This window comes from Streptomyces sp. NPDC057307 (assembly GCF_042667665.1).
Classification (GTDB): Bacteria; Actinomycetota; Actinomycetes; order Streptomycetales; family Streptomycetaceae; genus Streptomyces.
This window is the reverse complement of the sequence record NZ_JBHUZM010000061.1, coordinates 17,197-42,852: the sequence shown is the minus strand read 5'-3', so window position 1 is coordinate 42,852 and position 25,656 is coordinate 17,197. Positions and strand designations below refer to the sequence as shown.

The 25,656-nt window shown below is 70.8% G+C and carries 22 protein-coding genes and 1 pseudogene; 10 read left to right on the top strand and 13 right to left on the bottom strand.

Annotation, left to right across the window (positions count from 1 at the left end; translation table 11 throughout):
- Positions 1 to 132: 132 nt before the first annotated feature.
- Positions 133 to 1,902, bottom strand: coding sequence for a discoidin domain-containing protein (locus ACFUN8_RS21135; protein ID WP_383639705.1), 1,770 nt, complete (start codon positions 1,900 to 1,902; stop codon positions 133 to 135).
- Between the two features lie 118 nt (positions 1,903 to 2,020).
- Positions 2,021 to 3,118: a DUF1996 domain-containing protein gene (locus tag ACFUN8_RS21130; protein ID WP_383639702.1), complete on the bottom strand. Its 1,098-nt coding sequence runs from the start codon at positions 3,116 to 3,118 to the stop codon at positions 2,021 to 2,023.
- A 366-nt stretch (positions 3,119 to 3,484) separates the two neighbouring features.
- Between ACFUN8_RS21130 and gndA the strand changes: the two genes are divergently transcribed.
- Complete coding sequence (gene gndA, locus ACFUN8_RS21125; protein WP_354605487.1) at positions 3,485 to 4,924, top strand: NADP-dependent phosphogluconate dehydrogenase; 1,440 nt, start codon at positions 3,485 to 3,487, stop codon at positions 4,922 to 4,924.
- 76 nt (positions 4,925 to 5,000) lie between these two features.
- Here the strand turns inward: gndA and ACFUN8_RS21120 are convergent, their stop codons facing one another.
- From ACFUN8_RS21120 to ACFUN8_RS21110, 3 genes are all read right to left on the bottom strand, one after another.
- A complete protein-coding gene (locus tag ACFUN8_RS21120; RefSeq protein ID WP_382568158.1) occupies positions 5,001 to 5,210 on the bottom strand; it encodes a hypothetical protein in 210 nt (69 codons plus the stop codon).
- Between the two features lie 129 nt (positions 5,211 to 5,339).
- Positions 5,340 to 5,750 (bottom strand): GNAT family N-acetyltransferase, encoded by a 411-nt coding sequence (locus ACFUN8_RS21115; RefSeq protein WP_383639698.1) that lies wholly within the window; start codon positions 5,748 to 5,750, stop codon positions 5,340 to 5,342.
- Positions 5,751 to 5,844: 94 nt separating this feature from the next.
- On the bottom strand, positions 5,845 to 7,971 hold the full coding sequence (locus ACFUN8_RS21110; protein ID WP_383639714.1) for a glycoside hydrolase family 3 N-terminal domain-containing protein: 2,127 nt from the start codon (positions 7,969 to 7,971) through the stop codon (positions 5,845 to 5,847).
- Between the two features lie 489 nt (positions 7,972 to 8,460).
- Between ACFUN8_RS21110 and ACFUN8_RS21105 the strand changes: the two genes are divergently transcribed.
- Complete coding sequence (locus tag ACFUN8_RS21105; RefSeq protein WP_354606418.1) at positions 8,461 to 8,883, top strand: DUF350 domain-containing protein; 423 nt, start codon at positions 8,461 to 8,463, stop codon at positions 8,881 to 8,883.
- Positions 8,884 to 8,995: 112 nt separating this feature from the next.
- Here the strand turns inward: ACFUN8_RS21105 and ACFUN8_RS21100 are convergent, their stop codons facing one another.
- The 3 genes from ACFUN8_RS21100 to ACFUN8_RS21090 all read right to left on the bottom strand — a co-directional run bounded on the left by ACFUN8_RS21100 (position 8,996) and on the right by ACFUN8_RS21090 (position 11,791).
- The gene (locus tag ACFUN8_RS21100) at positions 8,996 to 9,706 is read right to left on the bottom strand and encodes a 4'-phosphopantetheinyl transferase (RefSeq protein WP_383639695.1); all 711 of its coding nucleotides are present in this window, start codon (positions 9,704 to 9,706) and stop codon (positions 8,996 to 8,998) included.
- Entirely contained in the window at positions 9,703 to 10,617 is a 915-nt protein-coding gene (locus ACFUN8_RS21095; protein WP_383639692.1) for a metallophosphoesterase family protein, read from the bottom strand. The genes ACFUN8_RS21100 and ACFUN8_RS21095 overlap by 4 nt, the downstream gene beginning before the upstream one ends.
- Before the next feature lie 220 nt (positions 10,618 to 10,837).
- Positions 10,838 to 11,791, bottom strand: coding sequence for an NADP-dependent oxidoreductase (locus tag ACFUN8_RS21090; protein WP_383639711.1), 954 nt, complete (start codon positions 11,789 to 11,791; stop codon positions 10,838 to 10,840).
- 84 nt (positions 11,792 to 11,875) lie between these two features.
- Between ACFUN8_RS21090 and ACFUN8_RS21085 the strand changes: the two genes are divergently transcribed.
- Positions 11,876 to 12,448, top strand: a complete 573-nt coding sequence (locus ACFUN8_RS21085; protein WP_383639689.1) for a TetR/AcrR family transcriptional regulator — start codon at positions 11,876 to 11,878, stop codon at positions 12,446 to 12,448.
- Positions 12,449 to 12,913: 465 nt separating this feature from the next.
- On the opposite strand, the gene ACFUN8_RS21080 is transcribed toward ACFUN8_RS21085, so the two are convergent.
- Positions 12,914 to 13,690, bottom strand: a complete 777-nt coding sequence (locus ACFUN8_RS21080; RefSeq protein WP_383639686.1) for a hypothetical protein — start codon at positions 13,688 to 13,690, stop codon at positions 12,914 to 12,916.
- Positions 13,691 to 13,851: 161 nt separating this feature from the next.
- Between ACFUN8_RS21080 and ACFUN8_RS21075 the strand changes: the two genes are divergently transcribed.
- Both ACFUN8_RS21075 and ACFUN8_RS21070 read left to right on the top strand, forming a co-directional pair.
- On the top strand, positions 13,852 to 14,289 hold the full coding sequence (locus tag ACFUN8_RS21075; protein ID WP_383639708.1) for a VOC family protein: 438 nt from the start codon (positions 13,852 to 13,854) through the stop codon (positions 14,287 to 14,289).
- Between the two features lie 58 nt (positions 14,290 to 14,347).
- The gene (locus tag ACFUN8_RS21070) at positions 14,348 to 14,815 is read left to right on the top strand and encodes a hypothetical protein (protein WP_383639683.1); all 468 of its coding nucleotides are present in this window, start codon (positions 14,348 to 14,350) and stop codon (positions 14,813 to 14,815) included.
- Here ACFUN8_RS21070 and ACFUN8_RS21065 read toward each other — a convergent pair.
- The 3 genes and pseudogenes from ACFUN8_RS21065 to ACFUN8_RS21055 all read right to left on the bottom strand — a co-directional run.
- A pseudogene (locus tag ACFUN8_RS21065) lies at positions 14,799 to 15,041 on the bottom strand (SAM-dependent methyltransferase); the annotation flags it as partial. The gene ACFUN8_RS21070 and the pseudogene ACFUN8_RS21065 sit on opposite strands and share 17 nt — an antisense overlap.
- Before the next feature lie 15 nt (positions 15,042 to 15,056).
- Complete coding sequence (locus tag ACFUN8_RS21060) at positions 15,057 to 15,890, bottom strand: helix-turn-helix transcriptional regulator (protein ID WP_383639680.1); 834 nt, start codon at positions 15,888 to 15,890, stop codon at positions 15,057 to 15,059.
- Positions 15,891 to 15,982: 92 nt separating this feature from the next.
- Complete coding sequence (locus ACFUN8_RS21055) at positions 15,983 to 16,933, bottom strand: SDR family oxidoreductase (protein ID WP_383639677.1); 951 nt, start codon at positions 16,931 to 16,933, stop codon at positions 15,983 to 15,985.
- Positions 16,934 to 17,226: 293 nt separating this feature from the next.
- Between ACFUN8_RS21055 and ACFUN8_RS21050 the strand changes: the two genes are divergently transcribed.
- Positions 17,227 to 18,075 (top strand): DUF4157 domain-containing protein, encoded by an 849-nt coding sequence (locus ACFUN8_RS21050; RefSeq protein ID WP_383639674.1) that lies wholly within the window; start codon positions 17,227 to 17,229, stop codon positions 18,073 to 18,075.
- Between the two features lie 69 nt (positions 18,076 to 18,144).
- Here ACFUN8_RS21050 and ACFUN8_RS21045 read toward each other — a convergent pair whose 3' ends face one another.
- On the bottom strand, positions 18,145 to 19,491 hold the full coding sequence (locus ACFUN8_RS21045) for a hypothetical protein (RefSeq protein WP_383639671.1): 1,347 nt from the start codon (positions 19,489 to 19,491) through the stop codon (positions 18,145 to 18,147).
- A gap of 212 nt (positions 19,492 to 19,703) precedes the next feature.
- On the opposite strand from ACFUN8_RS21045, the gene ACFUN8_RS21040 reads away from it, so the two are divergent.
- The 4 genes from ACFUN8_RS21040 (at position 19,704) to ACFUN8_RS21025 (ending at position 25,564) form a co-directional block, all read left to right on the top strand.
- A complete protein-coding gene (locus ACFUN8_RS21040; RefSeq protein WP_383639668.1) occupies positions 19,704 to 20,330 on the top strand; it encodes a response regulator transcription factor in 627 nt (208 codons plus the stop codon).
- Between the two features lie 212 nt (positions 20,331 to 20,542).
- The gene (locus ACFUN8_RS21035) at positions 20,543 to 22,693 is read left to right on the top strand and encodes an HYR domain-containing protein (protein ID WP_383639665.1); all 2,151 of its coding nucleotides are present in this window, start codon (positions 20,543 to 20,545) and stop codon (positions 22,691 to 22,693) included.
- 31 nt (positions 22,694 to 22,724) lie between these two features.
- Positions 22,725 to 23,510 carry a DUF4255 domain-containing protein gene (locus tag ACFUN8_RS21030; RefSeq protein WP_383639662.1) on the top strand — a complete coding sequence of 262 codons (786 nt, stop codon included), beginning with the start codon at positions 22,725 to 22,727 and terminating at the stop codon, positions 23,508 to 23,510.
- The gene (locus tag ACFUN8_RS21025) at positions 23,507 to 25,564 is read left to right on the top strand and encodes an ATP-binding protein (RefSeq protein ID WP_383639659.1); all 2,058 of its coding nucleotides are present in this window, start codon (positions 23,507 to 23,509) and stop codon (positions 25,562 to 25,564) included. The genes ACFUN8_RS21030 and ACFUN8_RS21025 overlap by 4 nt, the downstream gene beginning before the upstream one ends.
- The last annotated feature ends 92 nt before the right edge of the window (positions 25,565 to 25,656 follow it).

Below are 25,656 nucleotides of genomic sequence, written 5' to 3'. Positions count from 1 at the left end.
GTCACGGACCTGCCGTGACCCGCCGCGGGACCGCCGCGCCGTCGGCGGGGTGGGCACGGCGCGGCGGGAGCGATCAGCCGCCGGTCCCGACCGGATCGGCCCGGTCGGGCACGGTCGGCCGGGGACCCCGGATCAGCTGTAGACCCCGAACTCGTAGAGCGAGTAGCCCCACGCGGTGCCGCGTTCGGTCGCGTTGACCCGTACGTACCGGGCCGCGCCGGTGACCTCGATGTCGTCGATGCCTCCGTTGCCCCCCGTGACGGTCTTCAGGGTGTTCCAGTCCTGCCCGTTGTCGGAGGTCTGGACGGTGTAGCTCTTGGCGTACGCGCCCTCCCAGGCGAGCTGTACGTGCTTGAAGTCGGTACGCGCGCCCAGGTCGACCTGGATCCACTGCGGGTCGGCCCAGTCGCTGGCCCAGCGGCTGCCGAAGTCACCGTCGACGGCGTTGGACGCCGGGCAGGGGCAGCCGACGCTGTCGGGCTGGAAGGACGACGCCGAGGCCGGCTTCCCCTTGGCCACGTTGGTGCCGTTGACAGGCGGCGGCACGACCTTGAAGGACTTGGTCTCGATCCCCACGTTGCCCTTGCCGTCGGACGCCTTGATGTACACCTTCCACACGCCGAGCTTGTCCGGCGCCGTCACGGTGAAGTCGCCGTTGCCGTCGGCGGTGAACTGCGCCGGGGTCAACTGGCCGCCGTTGTCTATGTACTTGCTGTTGACCAGTACCTCGTAGCTCAGGGCGTCACCGTTCGGGTCCGTCACGTCCGACGTGACCTTGAACGGACGTCCGGCGGGTACGGCCGTGGCGCCGTCGACGGCCATGTTCGAGATCACCGGCGGCTTGTTGTCACCGGCGGTGCTCCTGCCGTACGCCTCCTTCACCGCGTAGTACGAGAGGCGCTTCTGGCCCGCGGGCAGCAGGTTGAACCAGACGCCGCCGAAGTCGTACTCGGTGCCGTAGTGGAAGAGCGTCGCGCCGAGCGCGACACCCTCGTGGCCCGTGACGCAGTTCCACGCGTCCTTGTAGCCCTGGGCCTTCGCCACGTCGGTGGGCTCGGACGCCACGCCGTTGACGTCGTCGTCGACCTCCCACTCACCGGCCGGGCCGCCCTCGGTGACGATGTAGGGCTTGGTGTAGCCGCCGGCGTTCCAGGTCTCCTCGATGTTGCACACGTCGGCGTAGGAGTTGACCGCGTACAGGTCGAGGTCGGGCGAGTTGCGCTGGTAGTACGGCCAGGCCCCGGTCCAGGCGTCGGTCGAGGTCACCGGGTGGTTCGGGTCGACGGCGTGGATCTTCTTGGCGATGTCGTTGACGAAGGTCGTGTACGCGTTGCGCTGCTGCTCCAGGGCGTCGCCGCTGTAGCAGTTCTGCAGGCCGAGTACGGACTCGTTGCCGACGTTCCACATCAGCACGCCCGCGTGGTCCTTGTAGGTCTCCACCCACCTGGGGAACTCGGCGAGCATGTCGTTCTTGTACTGCGTGTCGGTGAGGTAGTTGACGCAGCCGCCGCTGCCGGGGCCGCCGCCGGGCTGCAGCCAGAAGCCGGCGATGACCTTGACGCCGTTGGCGGCGGCCGAGTCGAGGAGGGGCTTGGTGGTGCCGTCGGTGCCCCAGGTCCGGATGGTGTTGACGCCCATGGAGGCCACGTCGGGCATGTACCTGTCCGCGTCGGCGACGGACGGCCCCCAGGTCAGGCCCTTGACCTGGTAGGGCGCCCCGTCGACGGTCAGCTGCCAGGCGCCTTGGGAGCCGGTGACCTTGACGACGCTGCCGGCCGCCTGCGCGGGGGCGGCGGCCGGGACGGTCACGGCGAAGGCCGCGAGGAGTGCGGTGGCGGCGACCGATGCCATCGTGCGCAGCCGGCCGGTGGCGAGTCTTGGGAGGAGTTTCGTATCGCTCATGAGTCACCTGTGGGGAGAGTGCGGGCGGGGATATGGAAAGCGAGCAGTACGGCGGGAGAAGCTGGGAGAGCGCTCTCCCGCCAGGGCGGAGTACACCCCGGCGGGAGAGCGGTCCCGGTCATGGCAGTTGGTAGTCCTCGTTCAGGGCCGCACCGGCCCCGGGGTTGTTCTGGTCGTAGCCGCGCGCGTCGCACTGGAGGCCACCGACGACGCAGTGGTTGACCATGGCGCCGAGCGTGGCGTTGTCCCAGGCGTTGAAGAAGTCGTAGTGGAAGGAGTGCCCCGTCCCACTCGCGAGTCTCACCTTGGACATGTCTCCGTTCACCGGCCATGCCATCTTGAACTCGACCATCGGCAGCGCCACCGGGTGCGACGTCGGGCAGACGTCCTGGTTGGCGCCCTGGACGAGCGGATAGGCCATGTGACTCTTGTGGTCCGGGGTGTCCAGATACTTTCCGTCCCAGCAACTGGGTGCCTGGAAACGCAGGTTGAGCTGGACATCAGGGGTGGACGGGCAACTGGCCGGGATCTCGGTGTTGTTGAACGAATTGCCGCACTCCCAGCCCTCCACCCAGCCCGGGTGGTTACGGAACTGCTCGGCCGTCTGGGTGGGGCTGCCGACCACGAACCGCAGGCCCTTCGGGAACGGCCGGACGGTCCGGTAGTCGGTGACTCCCGCCTTGTAGTAGATGACCTGCGGGCCGATGGGCCGTACCGGCTGGTCCCCGTTGAGCAGGGTCGGCATCCAGTACGCGGACCGGTCGCCCGGCGCCTTGCACGCCGTGGTGCCGGCGTCCAGCGACGCCGTGGTGCTGTTGGCGTCGGTGGTCCTGTTGCCCATGAAGGTGTGGTCGTGCGAGGCGCCCGACTGGCCGGGGTAGACGATCGGGTCGTCCGGCCTGGTGTGGGTGACCTCGCAGTTCGCCTGGAACTCGTGGAAGTAGCGGTGCGGCGGTATCTCGGCCGACGGTACGACGCCGGTGACCGGCGGGTTCGCCGGTATGTAGCCGTCGCCGTCGGGGTCGTCGCCCGAGGGTACGGGGACGGCCGGGGGCATCTTGTGTCCCACGTGGGACGCGGCCGTGGTGCCGCGGTCGTTCTTGGGGTCGGCGGTAGCGGTGTCCGTGATCGCGGTCAGACCCATGGCCACCAGGGCCAGGGAGGTGAACACGAGCAACGCGGACACCAGGGTGGTTCTGCGGAGTCTTTCGGCCATGCGGACCTCCATGCCGCTCTTCGTCCGCATACGGACCGTATGCGGTGGGGGGAGAGAGTGGTACTGGACGGTGCACCGCGGAGAGTGGCCTCTGGATCCGGGACCGTCAGGAGCACCGGGATCACTGTGGGAGAGCGCTCTCCAAAGCCAGGCCAGTGTTACGCCGACGCTGAGAGAGTGTCAAGAGTTGGTGAACGACGGTCCATCACGACGCGGCATCTGACCAAGAAATGAACGGACCCGACGCGACCGACCCGGAATGCGGAAGAATGCGGGCGGCTTGAAGATCGATGAACAGCCGTGTCCGGCGTTACGTACCCCTACCGCCGGACGAGGTACATCCGACGGAGACCCAGGAGCACACGCATGAGTGGTACTGCCCAGATCGGCGTCACCGGGCTCGCGGTGATGGGCCGCAATCTCGCCCGGAACTTCGCCCGCAACGGCTTCGCCGTCGCCCTGCACAACCGCACAGCGTCGAAGACCCACGCCCTGGTCGAGGAGTTCGGCGAGGAGGGCGTCTTCGTTCCCGCGGACTCCGCGGAGGAGTTCGTCGCCGCGCTGGAGCGCCCGCGCCGCCTCGTCATCATGGTGAAGGCCGGCGACGCGACCGACGCCGTGATCCAGGAGTTCGCCCCGCTGCTCGAAGAGGGCGACGTCATCATCGACGGCGGCAACGCGCACTTCGCCGACACCCGGCGCCGGGAGAAGGAGCTGCGCGAGCGCGGCATCCACTTCGTCGGCGTGGGCATCTCCGGCGGCGAGGAGGGCGCCCTGCACGGACCGAGCATCATGCCCGGTGGGTCGAAGGAGAGTTACGAGTCGCTCGGCCCGCTGCTGGAGCGCATCGCCGCCAAGGCGCCGGACGGCACCCCGACGGTGGCCCACATCGGCCCCGACGGCGCCGGGCACTTCGTGAAGATGGTGCACAACGGCATCGAGTACGCCGACATGCAGCTGATCGCCGAGGCGTACCACCTGCTGCGCTCGGTCGCCGGCTACTCCCCCGAGAAGATCGCCGAGACGTTCCGGACGTGGAACACCGGGCGGCTCGACTCGTACCTGATCGAGATCACGGCCGAGGTGCTGGCCCACCAGGACGCCGCGACGGGCAAGCCCTTCGTCGACGTCGTCGTCGACCAGGCCGAGCAGAAGGGCACCGGCCGCTGGACGGTGCAGATCGCCCTCGACCTCGGGGTGCCGGTCTCCGGCATCGCCGAGGCGGTCTTCGCGCGCTCGCTCTCCGGGCACGCCGCGCTGCGGGACGTCTCACAGACGCTGCCGGGCCCGACGGCGACGGCGCTGAGCGAGGACGAGGCCGCGCGCTTCGCGGACCAGGTCGAGCAGGCGCTGTATGCGTCGAAGATCGTGTCGTACACGCAGGGCTTCCACCAGATCCAGGCGGGCAGCGAGGAGTACGGCTGGAACATCGACCTCGGGTCCGTCGCCGCGATCTGGCGTGCGGGCTGCATCATCCGGGCGGCGTTCCTGGACCGGATCCGGGGCGCGTACGACGCGCAGCGCGATCTGCCGAGCCTGCTCGCCGACAAGCAGTTCGCCGAGGAGATCGGCGCGGCTCAGGACGACTGGCGCGAGGTGATCGCGACGGCGGTGCGGCAGGGTGTGCCGACGCCGGGCTTCGCGGCGGCGCTCTCCTACTACGACGCGCTGCGCGCGGAGCGGCTGCCGGCCGCGCTCACGCAGGGCCAGCGGGACTTCTTCGGTGCGCACACCTACCGGCGTACGGACCGTGAGGGGTCGTTCCACACCCTGTGGGGCGGCGACCGCTCCGAGGTCTCCGGCTGACCGGAGTTCGCCGAACGGCCGGATGCCGACGGGGCGACCCGTCGGCATCCGGTCGTTCACGCGTACGGCCTCGGCCTCAGCCGAGCGGTCCCGGCTGGGGCTCCGGGTCCGGGACCGGGTCGGGCCCCGGCGGGCTGGGGATCGGGTCCGGTGAGGGCGCGGGCGGGGGCGCGGGAACGGGCGCCGGGCCGGGCAGCGGTCCGGGCGCGGGGCCCGGCTCGGGTCCGGGCGGCCCCGGCGTCGGGGTGGGCGACGGCGGTACGGGGTCGGGATACGGATGGGTCATGCCAGTCCTCCAAAAGTACGGACTCGTGCGTTCCCAATGTCTCCCGATGCGCGTGCCCACGCGCGCCGGGTCCACTCTTGATCGGCCCGACGCGCTGATTCCGGGCGCGGCGCTCCGCCCCCGGCGGCCTCACCAGCGCCCGGAGTCCGCCTTCAGCTGCTCCTCCGCGGCGCGCACCGTGTCCTCGTCGGCCGCCGGGGCCACCGCCACCTCGTCCGGGTGCCGCTGCGCCCACCTGGCCGCGTACGGGCACAGCGGGACGACGGGCACGCCCTCGCGGGCCGCCGTCTCGTAGAACTCCTTCACCAGCGTGCCCGCGATGCCCTTGCCCTCGTGGCCCTGCTCCACCACCGTGTGGACGGCCACGAGCGCGGCGGGGGCGCCGGCCATCACGAAGTAGCCGACGACGCCGACGAGCTGGTCGCCCTCGTACGCCTCCAGCCTGCCCTGCGCGCGGTTGTCGCGGATGTCGATCTCTGCCATGGCGGGTTCGTCTCCCTGGTCGTCGGAGAAATCGCTCTCCGGGTGCTCTCCGTACAAGGAAGAGGCCCGCCGGAATCATCCGGCGGGCCTCTTCCCGAGGCAAGTGGGCCCGTCCTCAGGCCCGTCCTCAGGCGCGTCCTCAGGCGCGTCCTCAGGTGATCGTCAGGGTGTCCTTGGCCGTGGCCGTCGAACTGGTGCCGACGAAGATGTCGACCGTGCCCTCCTCCACCACGAACCGGCCGTCGGGATCATTGGTCCAGAAGCCGAAGTCCTCCGCGCCGAGGCCGAAGCGCACCGTGGTGGACTCCCCGGCCGCGAGACTCACCCGGCGGAACCCGCGCAGGCGCCGTACCGGCTGCACGATGCTCGCGACCGGGTCGTGGAGATACAGCTGGACGACCTCGTCGCCGTCGCGCGTGCCCGTGTTGCGTACGGTGACGGCCACCTCGACCGTGTCGCCCTCGCGCAGGGACGCGGCGGCGATCGTGTTCCGGCCGAGCGTGGGCGCGGTCAGGGTGCAGGTGGTGTAGCTCAGACCGTGGCCGAACGGGTAGCGCGGGCCGTCCGGCACGTCCAGGTACCGGGAGACGTAGCGCTGGTCCGGGACGGCGGGGTCGTAGGGGCGGCCGGTCCGCTCGTGGTTGTAGTTGACGGGGAGCTGACCGACCGTACGGGGGAAGGACGCCGGGAGGCGGCCACCGGGGTCGACGTCGCCGAACAGCACGTCGGCGACCGCGTTCCCGGCCTCCATGCCGGGGTGCCACGCCTCCAGTACGGCGGGGGCGTGGTCGGCCCAGTCGCCGAGGGCGAGCGGGCGGCCGTTGACGAGGACGACGACGTACGGCTTGCCCGTCGCCGCGACCGCTTCGATCAACTCGTCCTGGCGGCCCGGCAGTCCGATGTCGCTCCGGGAGTTCGCCTCGCCGCTGATGGCGGGGCTCTCCCCCACGACGACGACGGTGACGTCGGCGGCCCGTGCCGCGGCGACCGCGTCGGGGAGCGTGCCGGTGTCCTGGCCTGCGGCGTCGATGCCCGGGGCGTGGGTCACCTCGGTGTCCGGCAGGGCGGCCCGTACGGCGTCGAGCACCGTGACGGACGGGAACTTCTCCGCGCCGGGCCCCGCCCAGGTGCCCTGGAGATCGTCGGAGTCGGCGAACGGACCGACGACGGCGACGGACCGGACGCTCTTCGCGAGCGGCAGCGCGCCGCCCTCGTTCCTGAGCAGCACCATGGAGCGCGCGGCGGCCGTACGGGCCGCCGACCGGGCCTGCTCCGTCGGGCCGGTGATCTCGGCCTTCTCGGGGACGTACGGCTCGTCGAAGAGGCCGAGGCGGAACTTGACGCGCAGGACGCGGGTCACCGCGTCGTCCAGCCGCGCGGCGTCGATCCGGCCCTCGCGCAGCAACTTCCGCCCGTGGTCGGCGACATGGGTGCTGACCATCTCCATGTCGACGCCGGCGCCCAGCGCGAGGCGGGCCGCGTCCTCGCCGTCGGCGGCGAAGCCGTGCGGGATGAGTTCCTGGACTCCGGTCCAGTCGCTGACGACGAAACCGTCAAATCCCCAGTCGTGCTTGAGGATCCGGGTGAGGGTGTGCGCGTTGCCGTGGGCGGGGACGCCGCTGATGGTGTTGAACGAGGCCATGACGGTGGCCACTTGGGCGTCCACGGCCACCTTGAAGGGCGGCAGGTAGTGATTGCGCAGCCGCGCCTCGGACACGTCGACGGTGTTGTAGTCACGGCCGCCCTCGGCGCCGCCGTACGCGACGTAGTGCTTGGCACAGGCGGCGATGCGATCCTTCGCCTTCAGATCGCCGCCCTGGTAGCCGCGCACCTTGGCCGCCGCCAACACCGCGTTCAGATAAGGGTCTTCGCCGCCGGACTCCGCGATCCGGCCCCAGCGCGGCTCGCTGGTCACGTCCATCATCGGCGCGAACGTCCAGTGCACACCGTTGGACCGCGCCTCGGCCGCCGAGACCGACGCGTCCAGTTCGGAGACCGCCGGGTCGAAGCTCGCCGCCTGGGCGAGCGGGATCGGGAAGGTGGTCCAGAAGCCGTGGATGATGTCGAGGCCGAAGATCAGCGGGATGCCGAGCCGGGACTCCTCGACCGCGATCCGCTGGAGGGCGTTGCTCTCCTTGGCGCCGTGGATGTTCAGTACGGAGCCCAACAGGCCCGCGCGGGCCGCCTCTTCGGCCTCCCGGGTCTGGGTTCCTCCGGGGCCGGTGGCACCCGCCCAGGCGAGTTGCTGGAGCTGGCCGAGCTTCTCGTCGTCGGTCATCCTCGCGAGCAGTTCGGCGACGGGCCGGTCGTACGGATCGTTCCTGGCCGGCGCATCGGTCGGTGAGTCGACCGGCGAGTCGACCGGAGCGCTGTCACGGGCGCTGTCCGGAGCGCTGGCCGTTTGGCTGGCCGGGGTGGCGGCTTGCACGACGGGGGTCCTTTCGGTGGCGGGCGCGGGACCGCCGACGGTGGCGGACGCGCGTGCCGGCGCGCCTGCCGCGACGGCGGTCACACCGATCGTAGTGAGCAGGGCGCGCCGCCTCGTGAGGTGCGTGTCCGGGTCTGTTCCGTGCGCTCCACACGGTCGGACAAAGCAGGAGCTTAAGCACGTTGATCGATAATCCGGGCGGGGAACACGAGCTTCCGGCCACGGTCGGGACGCGGTTCGGCTGCGGTTTCCGGCTCGCCCTCGCAGCTCGTACACCGTGCGATACATTTTGCGACGCCTTTGCCACGATCATCTTCAGCAGCGGAGACGAGCTTCCCAATGAACGACATAGTCAACGGACTTGGCCGAGCGGGCGCCTACGGCGCGCTCGGTGTGGTCCTTCTGATCCTCGGTATCGTCCTCGTCGACGTGCTGACACCGGGGAAGCTCGGCAAGCAGATCTGGGAGGAGCGGAACCGCAACGCCGCGCTTCTGCTCAGCTCGGCGCTCCTGGGTATCGGCGGCATCGTCTTCACGTCCATCTGGACGACGTACGACGACTTCGGCAAGGGCCTGGCGTCGACGGCCGCGTTCGGGGTGCTCGGCCTCGTGATGATGGCGGTGGCGTTCCTGGTGGTGGATCTGGTGACGCCGGGCAAGCTGGGCGCGACGCTGGTCGAGGCGGAGCCGCATCCGGCGGTGTGGGTCACGGCGTCGTGCAACATCGCGGTGGCGGCGATCGTTTCGGCGTCGATCGCCTGAGCGGTGTGCGGCGTACGTGGCATGCGCGGCGTACGCGGTGGTGTGTGACCGGGTTGTCCGCCCTCGGACTCAGACTTGGACTCGGACTTGGACGGACAGCCCGGTCACACCACTACGCGGGGACGGTGACGGACGTCAGCACGATGCCGTTCTCCGAGAGCCAGCGTCCGTCGAACGTGTGCAAGGTACGGCTCCCGGCCTTCGCCGGCCCCGCAAGGAGGTGCGCCGTGAACGTCCCGCCCACCGGGCCGGTCCCACCCGCCGGGTCAGTCCCACCCGCGGGGGCGATCCCTCCCGCCTGGTCGAAGACGAGCCGGGCCCCCTCGAACTCCAGGAAGCGCCTCATCAGCGGGAACCACGCCTTGTAGACGGACTCCTTGGCGCTGAACAGCAGCCGGTCCCACGGCACGCCCGGCGCGGACTCGAGGAGTTCCTTGACCGCGATCCGCTCGTCGGCCAGGGCCACCGCGTCCAGGACCCCGGAGGGCAGCGGCAGCGCGGGCTCCGCGTCGATGCCGATCGAGGTGACCTGCGCGGGGCGGGCGACGACGGCGGCGCGGTAGCCGTCGCAGTGCGTGATGCTGCCGACCACGCCCTCGGGCCACAGCGGCGCGCCACGCTCGCCGGTCAGGATCGCCCCGGCCGGCGCGCCCAGCCTCGTCAGGGCCTGCCGCGCGCAGTGCCGTGCGGTGGTGAACTCGCCACGGCGCTTGGCCACGGCGGCTTTCACGAGCAGCTCCTCCTCGGGGAAGAGCATGGCCCCGGGCAGGTCACCGTACGCCTCGGCCGTCTCCGTGGCGGCGGGCACGATGCGTTCGATCACCGCGGCTGCCCCGCTTCCTCACGGACCGGCAACGGCAGGATCTGTACGGGGCGGCCCGGCTCCTGTGTGCGCCGTCCCCACTCCCTCGGATAACCCAGGGAGACCTCCTGATGGGGCACCCCGTCGCACCACATCAGCCGGGGAATGTGCAGATGCCCGTACACGACCGAGGCGGCCCGGAATCTCTGCGGCCAGTCGGCCGAGCCCTTCGTGCCGCACCACAGCGCGAACTCCGGGCGCCACAGCACGTTCGTGGGTTCGCGCACCAGCGGCCAGTGGTTGATCAGCACGGTGGGCAGCTCGGGCGGGATCTCGGCCAGCCGGCGCTCGGTGGCCGTGAGCCGGGCGCGGCACCACGCCTCCCTGCTGGGATACGGGTCGGGGTGGAGCAGGAACTCGTCGGTGCAGACAACGCCTGCGGCCTCGGCGACCGCGAGGGCAGATTCCTTGGAGTCCGTGCCCGGGGGCCGGAAGGAGTAGTCGTAGAGGAGGAAAAGCGGCGCGATGACGGCGGGGCCGCCCGCGCCCTCCCAGATGGGATAGGGGTCCTCCGGCGTGACGACACCGAGGCCCCGGCACATCTCCACGAGGTGGCGGTACTTGGCGTCGCCCCTGAGCTGGATCGGGTCGTCGGGGGCGGTCCACAGCTCGTGGTTGCCCGGCACCCAGATGACTTTCGCGAACCGTTCGCTCAGCGTGCGCAAGGTCCACTCGATGTCGGACACCAACTCGCCGATGTCACCGGCCACCAGGATCCAGTCGTGTTCCGACTCGGGCCACAGGGAGTCGGCGATCTTTCTGTTCTCCGCGTACCGGATGTGCAGATCGCTCGTCGCGACGAGCCGTCCGGGCTTCGCCGGGGGCGGGCCGGCGGGCGCGGGTGGCGCCGCGCCGCGTATCTCATAGGTCACCGGCAATCGCTCCGAACTCGACGGGCCCGCAAGTAGCGCATTGAACAAGGATATTTGGCTGTCCGCGTCGATCAACCCCTACTTTCCCCTGCCGCTCGCCCGCGGCGGCGCCCCCGGTCCACGAGACCGTCGGGAACGGGTACGGCCACCGCGAGATCCGCGGGAGTTGTACGGACTCCTGGAGCTCACGCGGTGGCCTGTGACCAGGTCGGTAACCCGATCACGGGACGAGTATGAGCTTGCCGCCGGGCCGACGGGACTGGCTGAGCCCGGCCGCCTCCTGGATCTGTTCGAGCGGGTAGGTGCGGGCGACCGATACGACGAGAACGCCTTCGCCGGCCAGCCGGGCGAACTCGCTCATCCGGTCGTAGCGCATCTCGATCTGGGTGATCCGGGTGCCCAGCTCGGCTGCGGCGGCGAAGTCCGAGACGGTGAGGACGCGGTCGGGGTCTCCGGTCAGCTCGATCAGGGACGGCAGCGAGCCGCCGGCCGGGCTGGCCTGGTCGGCGCGGTCGATCCGGCCGCCGGTCGGGGCCGTGTCCAGGGCGCGGTCGACGCGGCCTCCGGCCAGTGCGGCGACGCGTTCGGCCATGCCGTCGCCGTAACCGGTCACCCGGGCGCCGATCTCTTCCAGGGCCGCGGCCCGCGTCGGCCCGGCGGTGGCGATCACCCGGACACCCCGGTGCAGTGCCAGGCGCACCGCCACCTCACCCACGGTGGAGCCCGCGCCGTGGACGAGCAGCAGCTCACCCGGCCGGACGCCGAGGTCGTCGAGCGCGTGCCATGCCGTCTCGGCCGCCATCGGCAGCGCGGCGGCCCGCTCGGCGGTGACACCCACAGGTGTGTGAGCCCAGACCGCCATCAGCGCGTACTCGGCGGCCCCGGCCGTGGGGCCGTCGAAGGCCGCCGGGCCGAACACACGGTCGCCGATCTCGACACCGGTGACGCCCTCACCGAGCGCGTCGACGGTGCCCGCGACCTCGGTGCCGAGTCCGCGCGGCAGTGGCGGCAACTGGTCGGCGAGCAGGCCGTCGACCACCGCCCAGTCGCCCGGTGTCAGTCCGCACGCCCGCACGGCGATCCGGATCCGGCCGGGTCCCGGCTCCGGCTTCGGGACCTCGCGGAGCACGATCACGTCCGGGGATCCGAACCGGTCGAACTGAAGAGCCTTCATGACGATCTCCAAGGTGATGACAGCATCTGTTGTCATCGATCTTAGCGTCATGATGACAGCCTCTGCTGTCATATGCTGGCGGGTATGCCGAGATGGGAGTCAGACGCGCAGGGGCGGCTGGAGCGTGCGGCGCTCGATCTGTTCGAGACGCAGGGGTTCGAGCGCACCACGGTCGCGCAGATCGCACGCACCGCCGGTCTGACCGAGCGCTCCTTCTACCGCTATTTCCCGGACAAACGGGAAGTCCTCTTCGCCGGCAACGAACTCGAAGCCCACCTTGCCGCCCGGGTCGAGGCGGCAGACCCCGGCCTCACGCCGATCGAGGCGCTACTGACCGCGCTGGGGACCGCCGACGAGGTCTTTCAGTCGCGCGAGTTCCTGCTGCGCCGCGTCCGGGTGATCGCCGCCAGCCCGGCACTGGCCGAGCGCGATCTGATCAAGCTCGCCGACATCGCCGACGCGCTGGCGCGGGCGCTCGGACACCGCGGCGTCGAGCGCGGCACGGCACGTTTCATCATCGACGTGGCGATCGCGGTCTCCCGGCGCGCCACGTCCCGCTGGCTGGCCGACCCGGACGCGACGCTCTCCGAGCTCGTCACCCGGACCGCCGCCGAACTGCGTGAGGCGGTCGCGCCGCCGACCCCGACAGTCGGCTGAGTCTGCCGCAGAGGGGTGATCAAGGTTCCGGAGTGCTGGATCAGCCGCTCGTATCACCAGCAACGGCAGGCCGCGGGTGTCGACCACGAGATGCCGCTGTCCCGTCTCAATTGACCATTGCCGGCAGGCGGTCCCCCGACGTGGGCAGATGCAATCAGTGGTGAGACCCCGGCCCGGCGGCCGGTCTCACTTGATGGTGCCGCCGGGGACCAGATCGGCGCTCTCGTCTCAGGAGATGTTGTCGGCTGACCGTGTTTGACCGCTTTTGATCGCGTTTCCAGAACCTACCGTTCCCGTAGCAGCGTTGTCGGACCGTCGGACCGTCGACGCGATGGCGTCGACTACGTCGCCGACAGGATGAAGTCACTGACGGACAGCGATGCGCGCTGGGCGGAGTTGGGGCGCTCGGTGGACTTCGACTGACGGTGTCCGTCCGGGCAGTCGCACCGACGGTGTCCGTCCGGTTCAGGTCTGCGGACGTAGGAGGTCGATGTCGCTGCCCCAGGAATCGAGGACGGCGGCGTGGCCCGCCTGTCGGGCGGCGCGCTCGACGGTCGCGAAGAGGGCGCGCTGCGTGGCGAGGTCGCCGTCGGCGACGATGCGCCGGAGCTGCGGGAACAGCACGTCCGCGCCCCATTGGGGCGCGCCCAGCGGATGGTGTTCCAGCTCCCACAGCAGGTACTTGTTGTACGGCCTGACCCGCTGGTGCAGGGCGAACACGACCGTCAGCAGATACGGGACACTCTCCGCCGCGTCGAGGTGCGCGACGGCGGGCCGGGCGTCGCGGTGGCTCTTGACCGACCGGTACAGGGAGTTGATGTACGCGTCGAGTTCGGAGCGGACCAGACGGTGCGCCTCAAGACCTTCGAGAACGGCCTTCTCCTCGACCAGTTGCGTGATCGTGCCGTCGAGCCGGTCGAGGAGCACCTGACTGTGGACGAAGGCGTAACGGTCCCAGGCGTACGTGTCCCCGGGCAGGCCGTGGGTGCGGAACGCCGACAGGGGGAGCGCCATGACATCCAGCGCGGCCGACCGCCGGCCCTCGGTGAGGGCCGGCGGGAGGGCCGGGCGGTCGTCGGCGGTGATCACGTAGACGTCGTGGTCGGAGCGGGTGGTCGCTATGCCCTGGCGGGCCTGGGATCCGCTCAGGACGAGGCCGACCACGTCCGGGGACGCGGAGGCCAGGGCGACGAAGTCGGTGAAGGCCGTGAAGTCCGAGCGCTCGGTGGTGCGTTGGGGCATGGTGATCTCTCCTCGCGAGGATGTGTGCGGTCGCGGTCGTGGGGCGGAGAGATCACTTCATGGGGCGTGACGCTATCGGGCCGGGCGAGCGGGGCGGTACTGGTTTTCCGGCGTTGTCAGTGGTGCCCGATACGGTTCGTGGACACGACCTAGGAGGCATGGTGTCCACCAAGTGGAGTCTGACGATCGACTGCGCGCACCCCGGGAAACTGGCGGAGTTCTGGGCGCTCGCCCTGGGGTATGTCGAGCCGCCCCCGCCCGCCGGTTTCACCTCCTGGGAGGCCCAGTTCATCGATTGGGGACTTCCTGAGGAGGAGTGGGACGACGGGGCGTATCTCTCGGATCCGGACGGCGTCGGGCCCAGCCTGTCCTTCCTCAAGGTCCCGGAGTCGAAGGTGGTGAAGAACCGCCTGCATCTGGATCTCCGGGTCGGCGGCGGCCGGGAGATCCCCTGGGAGACGCGGTGGCCACGGGTGACGGCCGAGGTCGAGCGACTGACGGCGGCGGGTGCGACGGTGGTGCGTGAGCACGAGCTGAACGGTCGGCCGGACCATGTGGAGATGGCGGACCCGGAGGGCCACGAGTTCTGCGTCGTCTGACTCCGTCGGCTCGCTCACTCCACTCAATCCGCTGACGATCGACGAATCGAGCCTGTACGTGAGCGACAACATCCTGTCGGTCATACCGACCGATCCGCACTGGCAGCCGGGCCCGGAGGCGGCCGACCGAGCGGCCGCGATCGCGGCCGAGCTGGCCCCGGGGCAGCCGGACGGCATCGACCCCGAGGTCGAAGTCAGCTGGCACGACGCGATCACGATCGTGGACTGCGGGGCGAACCTGATGGCGATCGGGTGTCCGCGCTGCGGCGAATCGGTCGACCTCGGCTGGTGGACGGACCTCCTGGAAACGCGGGCGGACGACGGCCTGTCCACGCTGCTGACCCAAGTCCCCTGCTGCGGAGGGGAGTTGCCGCTCGACACACTGACGTACGACTGGCCGTGCGGCTTCGCCCGGTTCGAGATCGCGGTCTGGAATCCGGGGCGCGGCTGGTTCACCGATGAGGAACTGACCGCGCTGGCCGACGCGCTCGGCCGACCGGTGCGTCAGATCATGGCGCACATCTGAGGGCCGGGCGGCGGTCCTGGAACAGCGCCGTCCACAGGAAGGGTTCGCCGAAGTGAGGGGACTCCGGCGGTTCGTCGCGCATACGGCGCAGTTCGATCTCGGTCAGGTCCGAGAAGATCCAGCGCAGCGACGCCGGGGTGTAGGCGAGACCGCCGCGCAGGCCGCCGTTCCCGCCGTCACCCGGCGCACTTTCCGAATACCCGCGCCCCTCGCCCCCCTCGCCCGCTCACTACTCACTCACTCACCCGAGTTGGTCCCCGATGACGGAGAGGAGCTGCAGCTTGTCGTGGCTCTCACTGCCCGGCGCCGCGGTGAAGACCAGGAGTGTCTGCGACTGGTCGGGGTCCACCAAGGTCTGGCAGTGCAGCTCCAGCAGGCCAAGTCGTGGGTGTCCGAAGCGCTTCGGGGCGCAGTACGGCCCCAGCACCGGGCGTTCACGCCAGAGCGACGCGAACTCGGGGCTCGCCACCAGCAGCGCCTCCACCAGTTCGGCCACGGGCGAGTCCTTCCCGTCGCGCGTGCAGGCCCCGTGGAGGTCCGCCGCGAGGAGGCGGCTGTGCGCGGCGTGGTCGCTCTCGGGACGGAGCAGCCGGGAGGCAGGGTCGGTGAACCACCGGTAGTGCAGACTCCGGGCCGGGCCGGTGAACGCCGTCTCGTCGCCCAGCAGCGCGACAGCCATCCTGGTCTGCCTCAAGGTCTCCCCACGGTTGTTGACGACCTGGGCGGGGGTGTCTTCGAGCCGGTCGAGGACGCGCATGATGCCGGGGTTGATGTGGTCGCCGCCCGGCACGCGCCGGGGAAGGGCATACCCGCCGAGCCGGAACAGATGATCGCGCTCCTCCATGGACAGCCGCAGCCCCCGCGCGAGCGCGGCGAGCATCTGCTCGGACGGATTCGGCCCGCGCGGCTGCTCGATCCGGCCGTAGTAGTCGGCCGACATGTCGCACAGCGCGGCGACCTCTTCCCGGCGCAACCCGCCGGTACGCCGCCGGCGCCCGCGCGGCAGCCCGACATCCTCCGGCTGGAGGACCTCGCGCCGTGCCCGAAGAAAGGCGGCCAGTCCGGCTCTGTCCATGATCCGCGATCCTTTTCCTTCAGTTGCTCGCCCGCCTGGTCACCTGTCCGGTCACTTGCCCGGTCACCTGCCCGCTCGTCCGATCGCGGACGTCAGGATCCCCCGTACGAGACCCCTGTCAACTTCTCCGAGATCTCCCAGAGCCGCGCGGCGTCCGCCTCGCCGCGCGCCGACTTGTAGACGGTCAGCTCCTTCGGGCCACCGGTGAACTGACCAGGGCCGTCGGGGCCGTACAGCCGGCCGCCCTTCGCCGCCGGGCTCGTGGCCGCGAACAGCGGCGGGAGCAGCCCCGCGTCGACGGGCTGCACGAACACGCCCCAGCGGGCGAGCCGCTTCACGAGTGCCTCGTAGCGGGCGGGGCGCGTGCGGCCCATGTTGGGACCGGCGGTGTAGAGATTCGTCAACGTGCTGCCCGGATGAGCGGCCATGCTGGCGATGTGCCACCCGGCCGCGGTGCTGCGGCGGTCCAGTTCGAGCGCGAACAGCAGGTTGGCCAGCTTGGAGAAACTGTACGCCCGTACCGGGGCATACTTCCTTTCGGCCTGGAGGTCGTTCCAGTCGATGCCGCCGCCACGCGCGGCGCTGCTCGTCAGGGTGACGACACGGGCCCGGCCCGCGCGCAGCAGCGGCAGGAGCCGCCCGGTGAGGGCCAGGTGACCGAGATGGTTCGTGCCGAATTGCAGCTCGAAGCCGTCGGCCGTGGTGTGGCGGGTGGCCGGTGCCATCACTCCCGCGTTGTTGATGAGGATGTCGAGCGGTCTGCCTTCCCCGTTCAGCGTGTCCGCGAACCGTTCGACCGAGTCCAGCGAAGCCAGGTCGAGGACGCGCGCGGAGACCTCGGCCCCCGGCACGCCCGCGCGGATCCGCTCAAGTGCGGCAGCGCCCTTGGCCGGGTCCCGAACCGCCAGCACCACCTCGGCGCCCGCACGAGCGAGCCGTTCGGCCAGCCCCAGCCCGACGCCGCCGCTCGCCCCGGTCACGACGGCGAGCTTTCCTCCCAGATCCGGTACGGCCACTTCCTTCACCGCTTTCACTGTCTTCACTGCTTTCACCAGAGAACTCCCTGCTCAGCGGCGTGTTTCCGCCCCGCCACCAGGGTCCTCGCACAGACCGGCCCGATCCAGGTTCCGCTCAACCATGGACCGCCAGAACATGGATACGAACTCACGGCCGCCCACCCCTTCGGGCTGCCCGAAGGGGCACCGCCGGGTGCCCCGGTCGGGCCGGTGCCCGGCCTGGACGGCGAACGGGCGCACGGTCAGGGTGAGGTGCCGGTACCGCCGCGGCGCGGGCCCGGCCGGGTAGGCGGGCGACCGGTGCGGTCAGGGAGACGGTGATGAATTCACACGATCACGATCATCAGAACGAGCGCGAGAGCGGGCGTGAGAGCGGGCACGACCGTGAGCGCGACCACGATCGGGACCACGACCGTCCGCCGGCGGGTGGTGCCCCGGACGAGCGGGCCCACCATCTCTACCGCGCGGCGGCCACAGGGCGTACCGACGTCATCGGCACCGCCGGCATGGGCGTGCTCCAGCGGGCCGTCGGCAACGGCGCGCTCGGCCCGGTGATCCAGCGCGCCCGCAGCGGTGCGGCGGACCAGGCCGAGGAGGAGCGTCGTTCGCCGGTGCACGACGTCGTGTCGTCCGGCGGCTCACCCCTCGACACGGAGACCCGTACGGATCTGGAGAGCCGGATGGGCGCGGACTTCTCCGACGTACGTATCCACAACGACTCGGCCGCCCACGAGTCGGCGAAGGGTGTCGGCGCGCACGCGTACACCGTGGGCAACAACGTGGTCTTCCAGCGCGACGCGTACGACCCCTCCTCGCCCCAGGGCCGCACCACGCTCGCGCATGAGCTGACCCATGTGATCCAGCAGCGCGAGGGGCCGGTGGAGGGTACGGATGCGCCCGGCGGCATCCGGGTCAGCGACCCCTCGGACCGGTTCGAACGGGAGGCCGTCACGAACGCGGACCGGGTACTGACCGACCCGACACCGACACCGACACCGACACCGGCGCCGGCCCAACCGCCCGTCGCCGCGCCGATCCCGGCGGCTCCCGCCGTACAGCGGGCGGCCACCGAGGACGAGGAGGAGCAACCGGCAGACGTCCAGGGCTCGTTCGTGCAGAGGGCCGAGACGAAAGGCCCGGAGGAGGAGGAAGAGGCGCCGACTGCGTGATGCCGTGAGGTAGTCGTTGGCGCGACGGCAACGACTACCTCGCCCGGGACCGCCCGTCCGCCCGCCCCCTCAGCCTCCCGCGGCCGGCTTCATCGTCCCGCCCAGGAACAGCGACTCCGTGCACCGCGAGGGAGCCGGCGCGCCCACCGGCCTGCCGATCCTGCGGCAGTCGATGGTCATCGTGACCGTGCCACCGGCGGGCACCACGATGGGGGTCACGAAGTGGTAGTCGGAGTCACGGAAGTTCTCCAGCCCCAGGCTGAGCACGCGGGTCTCGGGCCCGGCCGAGACGACGACCGTCCCCGCGTCACCCTGCGGGTTCTGCACGACGATGTCCGTCAGTTGGAACGTCTCGCCCGCCGGTACGCGCAGGGCCGTCCCGGTGTTCGCACCGCCGCCCACCGAGTCGCTGACCCGTACCTGCGCGCTGGTCGGGGCGTTCGCGGCGGCGTCGTCCGCCGAGGGGCCGGGGCTGGGTGACGTACTGGACCCGGGTCCGCCGTCCGCACCCGCGCCGGCGGAGTCACCGCCCGCCGAGTCGCCACCCGCCGAGTCCGCACCGCCCGGGTCTCCCCCGTCCGCCGACCGGCTCGGGTCCGCCTCGACCGCCGACCGTACCGCCTCGGGTGTGACCGCCTCCCGGGCCGCCGACTTCACCGCCGGGCGCAGCAGCGCGTACCAGAGGCCGACCAGCGCGATCAGTACGACGGCGGCCAGGACGAGTGCCCGCGGCAGCCAGCTCGGCAGGAGCGGTTCCTGCTGGTAGGAGCCGTCCACCAGGACGGGTTCCGGGGGCTCCTGGCCCTCGGCCGCCGGTTGTGGGGCGGCGGAGACCTGGAAGGGGTGCGTGACCGGCGCGCCGCGCCACATGCGCTTGGCCGGCCTGACGCGCAGCTTCCCGAACTCGGCGCGGCCCGGCTCGATCCGGAGTTCGGGTACGGCGAAGTCCACCCGCGCCAGCTCGGTACCGGGCCGGGCCCCGAGCCGTACGGTGACGGGTGTGTTGCCCCTGTTGTCGACGGCGAACCGGTGCCGTCCGCTCCGTGACCCGTGCGAGCTGCGCGGCACGAGTTCGGCCGTCGTCTCCGTGAACGGCAGGACGGTCACCCGGCCTTCGGGCACGACGGTCCCTGCCTGGTCCCCGGTCGGCACCACCCGGACACCGAACGGTGTCCCGCCCGCCGGCACCGTCGAGTCGCGGGGCGGGCGCAGCATGAGCGACACGGTCCCGGAGTCACCCGGATAGAGGGACAGGACGGCGGGCTCCACCGCCGACCAGGCGGCGCACGCGCCGACCACCTCGAAGCGGTACTCCTCAACCGTCCGGCCCGAGTTCAGGACCTGCAGAGGAAGGGCCGTCTCCTCGCCCGGCTCGGCGGCGACGGACGTTTCGTCGAGGCTTGCGGTGAGACTCATAAGGCGGACCGTAGAGTCGGTGCGCGGGTGTGACATCGGCCGCGAAGGAACACTTTCGGGCAGATTCGCTGCCCGCGGCAACCTTTCAGTTTCCTTGTCCGGCAACACGGGAATCTTCAGTCAGCCTCACAACGGATGGGGCAGTCAATTACAGCTGTGAGGCTTGTGCCTTCCTGTGACGCTTCCGGCTGTTGCCCAGGGGGAGCATTCGCATGGAGCGCACCACTGTCGCGTTACGGGCCCAGGATCCGATATCGCAGGCGGGCGTGGCCAGCCAGTTGAGGGCCCGTCCCGAGGTCAGTGTCATGGAATGGGACGACGAGAACGTCGCACCGCAGGTCGTGGTCATCGTCGTGGACGCGGTCGACGAGGACGCGCTGAGAACGTTGCGGCACATCCAACGCACCGCCGACTGCCGGACCGTGCTGGTCACGACGGACATCGACGAGCAGAAGCTGGTGAGCGCGGCGGAGTGCGGCGTCGCCGGCGTCGTCAGACGGTCGGAGTCGACGCCGGACCATCTCGTGCATGTCATCGGGACGGTGGCGCGGGGTGAGGGGCATCTCCCCTCCGATCTGCTCGGACGCCTCCTCGAAGAGGTCGGCAGGCTGCAGGGTCAGGTGCTCGGGCCGCGCGGCCTGCACTTCACGGGTCTGGCGGCGCGTGAGGTGGATGTGCTGCGGCTGGTCGCCGAGGGTTATGACACCGCGGATATCGCGACGAAGCTGGCCTATTCGGAGCGCACGATCAAGAACGTGCTGCATTCCGTGATGACCCGGCTGCAATTGCGCAATCGCTCGCACGCGGTGGCGTACGCGATGCGCCAGGGTCTTATTTGATCTCCGGGATCTTTGTCGATCTACGCGGATTGCCCCAAAGGGCAGCCGCGCCTTCCCGTTGAAGTGGCTCGACTTCCGCTGTGCGTACGGGGGTTGTACGGGACCGTACAAGCGGCGGCGGCATGTCCGGGGCCGGCCGTAGAGACGGTTAGCAGGAATCGGCTCGCGGAACGGTTCGCAGAAGACGGCTCGCGGGGACGGGGAGGAAGACTGTGCGGTGGATTCAGCCGGGGCTCGGGGAGCGGTCACGCGGGCGGATCCGGCACGGCGGCGCCGGGCGCGCGGCGGGTCTCGTCCTGCTCCTGCTGGCCACCGGTCTCGCGCCCGCGTCGGCGGTTTCGGCGACGGCGACAAGTGCGGGTGCGAGCACGGGCACGGGCACGGGCACGGGTGCGGGAACGGGGATCGGGGCTGCGGCGGCCGTGCCCGTACCTCCCGATCCGTGGGTGACGCCGGCGACGCTCGACGAGGCGCTCGACCCCGGCGGTTCGACGGGTGTGACCAAGCAGGTGCGGACTCCGGCGATCCCGCCGAAGCCGGATGTGGTGCTGCTGGTGGACGGTACGGCGAGCATGGACGACGCGATCGACAGCATCCAGGAGAACTTGCCCGACATCACCAAGAAGATCCTGGCCGAACAGCCCGATTCATTCTTCGCGGTCGCCACGTTCGGCGACCAGGAGGGCGATGTGAACGCGGGGTTCGAGGTCCTTCAGGGGCTGACGGACGATCTTGAGCTGGTGAAGACCAACGGCGTCGACCAGCTCAAGACCGTTCTCGGCGGCCAGAGCCGGGGCCCTTCGGAGGACTGGATCAACGGCCTGTGGCAGATCGCCGACGGCGCGGGCGGCAAGACCGCGTTCCGGGAGGGGTCCAGTCCGGTCGTCGTCCTCGTCAGCGACGCGTCCAGTCACGCGCCGAGCTTCGGCCACACCATCGACGACACCATCGCCGACCTCCAGGACAAGGGGGCACGGGTGATCGGGGTCGACGTGGCGACCCCCATCGGCGACGGCCTGAACGGCAACGGCGACGCCGGCAACCCGAACTACGTCGAGAACCCGCCGACCACCCCCGGCCAGGCCACGCGGATCATCAACGCCACGGGGGGCCGCCTGCTGTCGGACATCGAGTCGGCGGGAGTGGCTCAGGCGATCATCGACGGCTTCGACAATCTCCCCACCACCGTCGGCCACCAACTCACCGACTGCGACCCGCATTTGGGCGTCACCCTGGAACCACCAACCCGCTCGCTCGACAGCGGCCAGATCGCGCGTTTCGCGGAGAACATCGACGTATCGGCCGACGCCCCGCAGGGCACGACCCTCACCTGCACCGTGCAGTTCCTGCTCGACACCCAGGTGCCGGGCCGCACGGACGCGCTCGGCCCCGCCGCCGTCCCGGATCCCGACTTCCAGCAGAAGATCAGCATCACCGTGAACGACGTCAACGACCCGGTCGTCACGGTGGACGACCGCACGGTGAGGGCGACGGGCGACGACGGAGCGCGTATCACCTTCACGGCCACGGCCACGGACGCCCAGGACGGCCTGCTGCCGGTGACCTGCGACCCCGGATCGGGTGCGCTCTTCCCGGTCGGGACGACGTCGGTCACCTGCTCGGCCACGGACATGGCGGGCAACACCGGTACGGACACAGCCCAGTTCGAGGTGCTCGAACTCCCCGTGCCGCCCGCGCCCCCCGTGCCACCGACGTCGGACCTCGCGGTGCGGGCCGACGTCAGCCCGGACCGTACGTACGTCGGCCGCCCGGCCCGAGCCCGGTTCACGGTCACGAACGCGGGGCCGGACGCGGCGACGGGTGTCGTGCTCGCGGCGACCTGGCCGGCGCCGTCCCGGGGCGCCGACCGTACCCTGCCGGCCCTGAACCGCTGTACGGCGGCCCGGCCGTGCACGATTCCCGCCGGAGGCCGTATCGAGGTGACGCAGACGGCGACGTACCGCGCGGCGATCACGGGTGACGTACGGGCCACGGTGCGCGGCACGCCGCCCGACCGCCGTACGGCCGACAACAGGGACACCGACCGGCTGCGCGTCCTGAAGCCCTCGCTCGAAGTGACCCCGCTGGTCGCCAAGCCGGGCCAGCCCGTACTGGCGCGGGGCAAGGACTATCCGCCCGGTGAGACCGTACGTCTCACCTGGTCGCTCGGCATCACGGCGGACAGGTCCGGCGTACGGGTGGGCCGCGACGGCACCTTCGAGGTGCAGATGCTGGTGCTGCGCAAGGACACGCTCGGCCCGCGCGTGCTGCGGGCCGACGCCACCGACCTGCCACGGCTCCAGAAACCGGTCCTGGTGGTCCAACGCAACCTCCAGCCACCGGACTTCGCGGGCCGGTCATGAGCGGAGCGCCGACGACGGGAGTGGCCTCCCGATGATCCATGAGGTGGACGATGTCCTGCGGACCCTCATCCGGGCGGAGGTCCTCGAAGGCGGCCAGATCGCTGTGGTGTTCGACGCGCCGACGAGGGAGTGGGCCGCCAAGGTCAACGCGCCGATGGTCAACCTGTATCTCTACGACATCCGCGAGGACATGCGCCGGCGGGAGCGCGGTCTGCACAACGAGTACGACGAGCGCGGCGCGATCGTCGCACGCCGCCGCCCGCCGCGTTTCTTCAAGCTGTCGTACCTGATCACGGCGTGGACGAAGCGGCCGGAGGACGAACACCGGCTGCTGTCCTCGCTGTTGGCGTGCCTGCTGCGGTACGAGGCGCTGCCGCCGGAGCGGTTGACGGGGTCACTGGCGGAGATCGGGGCGGCGGTACCGCTGTCGATCGCGCTGCCGCCGCCGGAGGACCGCTCGTTCGCGGATGTGTGGAGCGCGCTGGGCGGGGAGTTGAAGCCTTCGCTGGACCTGGTGATCAGCGTCCCGGTGACGGCGTCGCCGGTCTACGAGGCGGGGCCGCCGGTGGGCGACGACGGGCTCCGGGCGCGGTTCGGGGACGTACCCGCGCGGGACGAGGGTGAGACACAGGGGCAGCCGGGCCGCAAGGGGCTGCCGGTGTACGGGTCGCGGCCCGGCCGTCCGCGCCGGGACCCGGCGCCGCCGCGGTCGTCCGGCGCCGTCCGCGTCACGGAGACACGCGGCACGGAAACGCACGCCACCGAGACGCACGGCACGGAGACGCACGGCACGACACCTGAGGAAACCGACGTATGACGAGCTTGCGGCATCTGCTCGCCCGGGCGGTCGCGGTGGAGCAGCGCGTGCGCCGCGCGGTGGAGGCGAGGCAACGCGTCGACCCGGACCCGGACGACGCGTTCAGGGGCCTGTATCTGACGGAGGAGAACGTCGCGAGGCTGCTGGACGAGGAGGGGGCCCGTTCCTTCCCACTCCACGACGAACAACTGATCGACGAAGTTCCGGACTCCCGACTGACCTCTCTGGCAGCGGAGTTCGGGCTGACCGCGCTCGATGTCGAGATCCTGCTCATCGCGCTCGTACCGGACCTGGACGACCGGTTCGAGGCGTTCTACGGCTACTTGAACGACGACGTGACCCGCCGCCGCCCGTCCATCGGCCTGGCTCTGGGCCTGTGCGGCTCGACCCCGGCGGACCACGCGGCCCGTGCCCGCCTGGCCGCCCGTTCCCCGCTTCGGGCCGGTGGACTGCTGCTGGTCGAGGACCTGGAACAGCCTTTCCTGAGCCGGGCGTTACGGGTCCCGGACCGGGTGACGGCCCACCTCCTGGGCGACGACACCCCCGATCCGAGGCTGACGGATCTGCTGGCCCCGTGGCACGCGGTACGTGGTGTCGGCGACCCGGCCCCGCTGGCCGGGGTGCTGGCCGACGGTGTCCAACTGGCGTACCTCGGCGAGGACCAGGGCGGCGCGGGTACGGCACTGGCCGCGTCGGCGCTGTCGCTGGCGGGCCTGGGCGTGCTGGGCCTGGACCTGGCACGGCTGGCCGAGGATCCGGCGCCGGCGGATGCGGTACGTGCCCTGGTCCGCGAGGCCCGCCTGACGAACGCGGGGCTGGTGTGCGCCCCGCTGGACGCGGTCTTCCGCGAACACCCGTACCTGCTGCGACTTCTGACGGGAACTCATGTGCCCACGATCCTGGTGGGCCGGGCACCGTGGGACGCGTCGTGGTCCGTCTCTCCCCCGCTGCTCCTGCACGCTCCGCGGGTGGAGCCGTCGGCGCGCGGGGCGCTGTGGACGGACGCGTACAAGCAGTGTTCCCCGACGCCGCTCCCGGCCGGGATCGACGCGGACCGTCTGCTGGCCCCGTTCCTGCTCACCCCGGAACAGGTCACGGGCGCGGCCCGCTCCGCCGCGCAGACGGCGCGTCTGGCGGGTGGTGTCCTCACCTCCGACCATGTACGCCAAGGAGCCCGCGCCCAGAACGCGGCGGGCCTGGACCGCCTGGCCCGCCGCATCGAACCCGCGGTGACCTGGAACGACCTGGTCCTCCCCGCCGACACCCACGCCCAACTCCGCGAACTCACCGCCCGCGCCCGCCACCGCGACCAGGTGCTCGGCGAGTGGGGCATGCGCCCGGGAGGTGGCCGGGGCCGGGGCGTATCGGCCCTGTTCGCCGGCGACTCGGGCACGGGCAAAACGATGTCGGCGGAGGTGATCGCGGCGGATCTGGGTCTGGACCTCTACACGGTCGATCTGGCGACGGTGATCGACAAGTACGTGGGCGAGACGGAGAAGAACCTGGAGCGCATCTTCACGGAGGCGGCGGGCGTCAACGGCGTGCTGCTCTTCGACGAGGCGGACGCGATCTTCGGCAAACGCTCGGACGTGAAGGACGCGCACGACCGCTACGCGAACGTGGAGAGCGCGTACCTGCTCCAACGCATGGAGTCCTTCGACGGCCTGGCCATCCTGGCCACAAACCTCCGCGCCAACCTGGACGACGCTTTCACCCGCCGCCTGGACCTGGTAATCGACTTCCCGATCCCGGCTCCGGACCAACGCCTACTGCTGTGGGAACGCTGCCTGGGCCCGCTGCTGCCGCGGGGCACGGACCTGGACCTGGACTTCTGCGCGTCCAACTTCGAACTGGCGGGCGGCAACATCCGCTCGATAGCGGTGACTTCGGCGTACTTGGCGGCGGACACGGGGGGCGCGGTGACGATGACGACGCTGATCCACGCGGTTCAGAGGGAGTACCAGAAACTGGGCCGGCTGACACTGGCGTCGGAGTTCGGGCCGTATTTGGGGTTGGTGGGTCGGTCTATCCACGCAGCCCCACTCGATCGGTGAGTTCCCACCGTACGGCGACCATGTCCACACGTACCTCGAGAGTAAGCGTAGTCGGGCCCGCGCGGCTGCCCGGCCATCCGGAGTCACCCCCG

What these genes read in the sequence shown, in the direction of transcription:
- ACFUN8_RS21135 (WP_383639705.1), bottom strand. Translation starts at nt 1,902, where the DNA reads ATGAGCGATACGAAACTCCTCCCAAGACTCGCCACCGGCCGGCTGCGC.
- ACFUN8_RS21130 (WP_383639702.1), bottom strand. Translation starts at nt 3,118, where the DNA reads ATGGCCGAAAGACTCCGCAGAACCACCCTGGTGTCCGCGTTGCTCGTG.
- gndA (WP_354605487.1), top strand. Translation starts at nt 3,485, where the DNA reads ATGAGTGGTACTGCCCAGATCGGCGTCACCGGGCTCGCGGTGATGGGC.
- ACFUN8_RS21120 (WP_382568158.1), bottom strand. Translation starts at nt 5,210, where the DNA reads ATGACCCATCCGTATCCCGACCCCGTACCGCCGTCGCCCACCCCGACG.
- ACFUN8_RS21110 (WP_383639714.1), bottom strand. Translation starts at nt 7,971, where the DNA reads ATGACCGACGACGAGAAGCTCGGCCAGCTCCAGCAACTCGCCTGGGCG.
- ACFUN8_RS21105 (WP_354606418.1), top strand. Translation starts at nt 8,461, where the DNA reads ATGAACGACATAGTCAACGGACTTGGCCGAGCGGGCGCCTACGGCGCG.
- ACFUN8_RS21090 (WP_383639711.1), bottom strand. Translation starts at nt 11,791, where the DNA reads ATGAAGGCTCTTCAGTTCGACCGGTTCGGATCCCCGGACGTGATCGTG.
- ACFUN8_RS21085 (WP_383639689.1), top strand. Translation starts at nt 11,876, where the DNA reads ATGCCGAGATGGGAGTCAGACGCGCAGGGGCGGCTGGAGCGTGCGGCG.
- ACFUN8_RS21080 (WP_383639686.1), bottom strand. Translation starts at nt 13,690, where the DNA reads ATGCCCCAACGCACCACCGAGCGCTCGGACTTCACGGCCTTCACCGAC.
- ACFUN8_RS21060 (WP_383639680.1), bottom strand. Translation starts at nt 15,890, where the DNA reads ATGGACAGAGCCGGACTGGCCGCCTTTCTTCGGGCACGGCGCGAGGTC.
- ACFUN8_RS21050 (WP_383639674.1), top strand. Translation starts at nt 17,227, where the DNA reads ATGAATTCACACGATCACGATCATCAGAACGAGCGCGAGAGCGGGCGT.
- ACFUN8_RS21045 (WP_383639671.1), bottom strand. Translation starts at nt 19,491, where the DNA reads ATGAGTCTCACCGCAAGCCTCGACGAAACGTCCGTCGCCGCCGAGCCG.
- ACFUN8_RS21040 (WP_383639668.1), top strand. Translation starts at nt 19,704, where the DNA reads ATGGAGCGCACCACTGTCGCGTTACGGGCCCAGGATCCGATATCGCAG.
- ACFUN8_RS21030 (WP_383639662.1), top strand. Translation starts at nt 22,725, where the DNA reads ATGATCCATGAGGTGGACGATGTCCTGCGGACCCTCATCCGGGCGGAG.
- ACFUN8_RS21025 (WP_383639659.1), top strand. Translation starts at nt 23,507, where the DNA reads ATGACGAGCTTGCGGCATCTGCTCGCCCGGGCGGTCGCGGTGGAGCAG.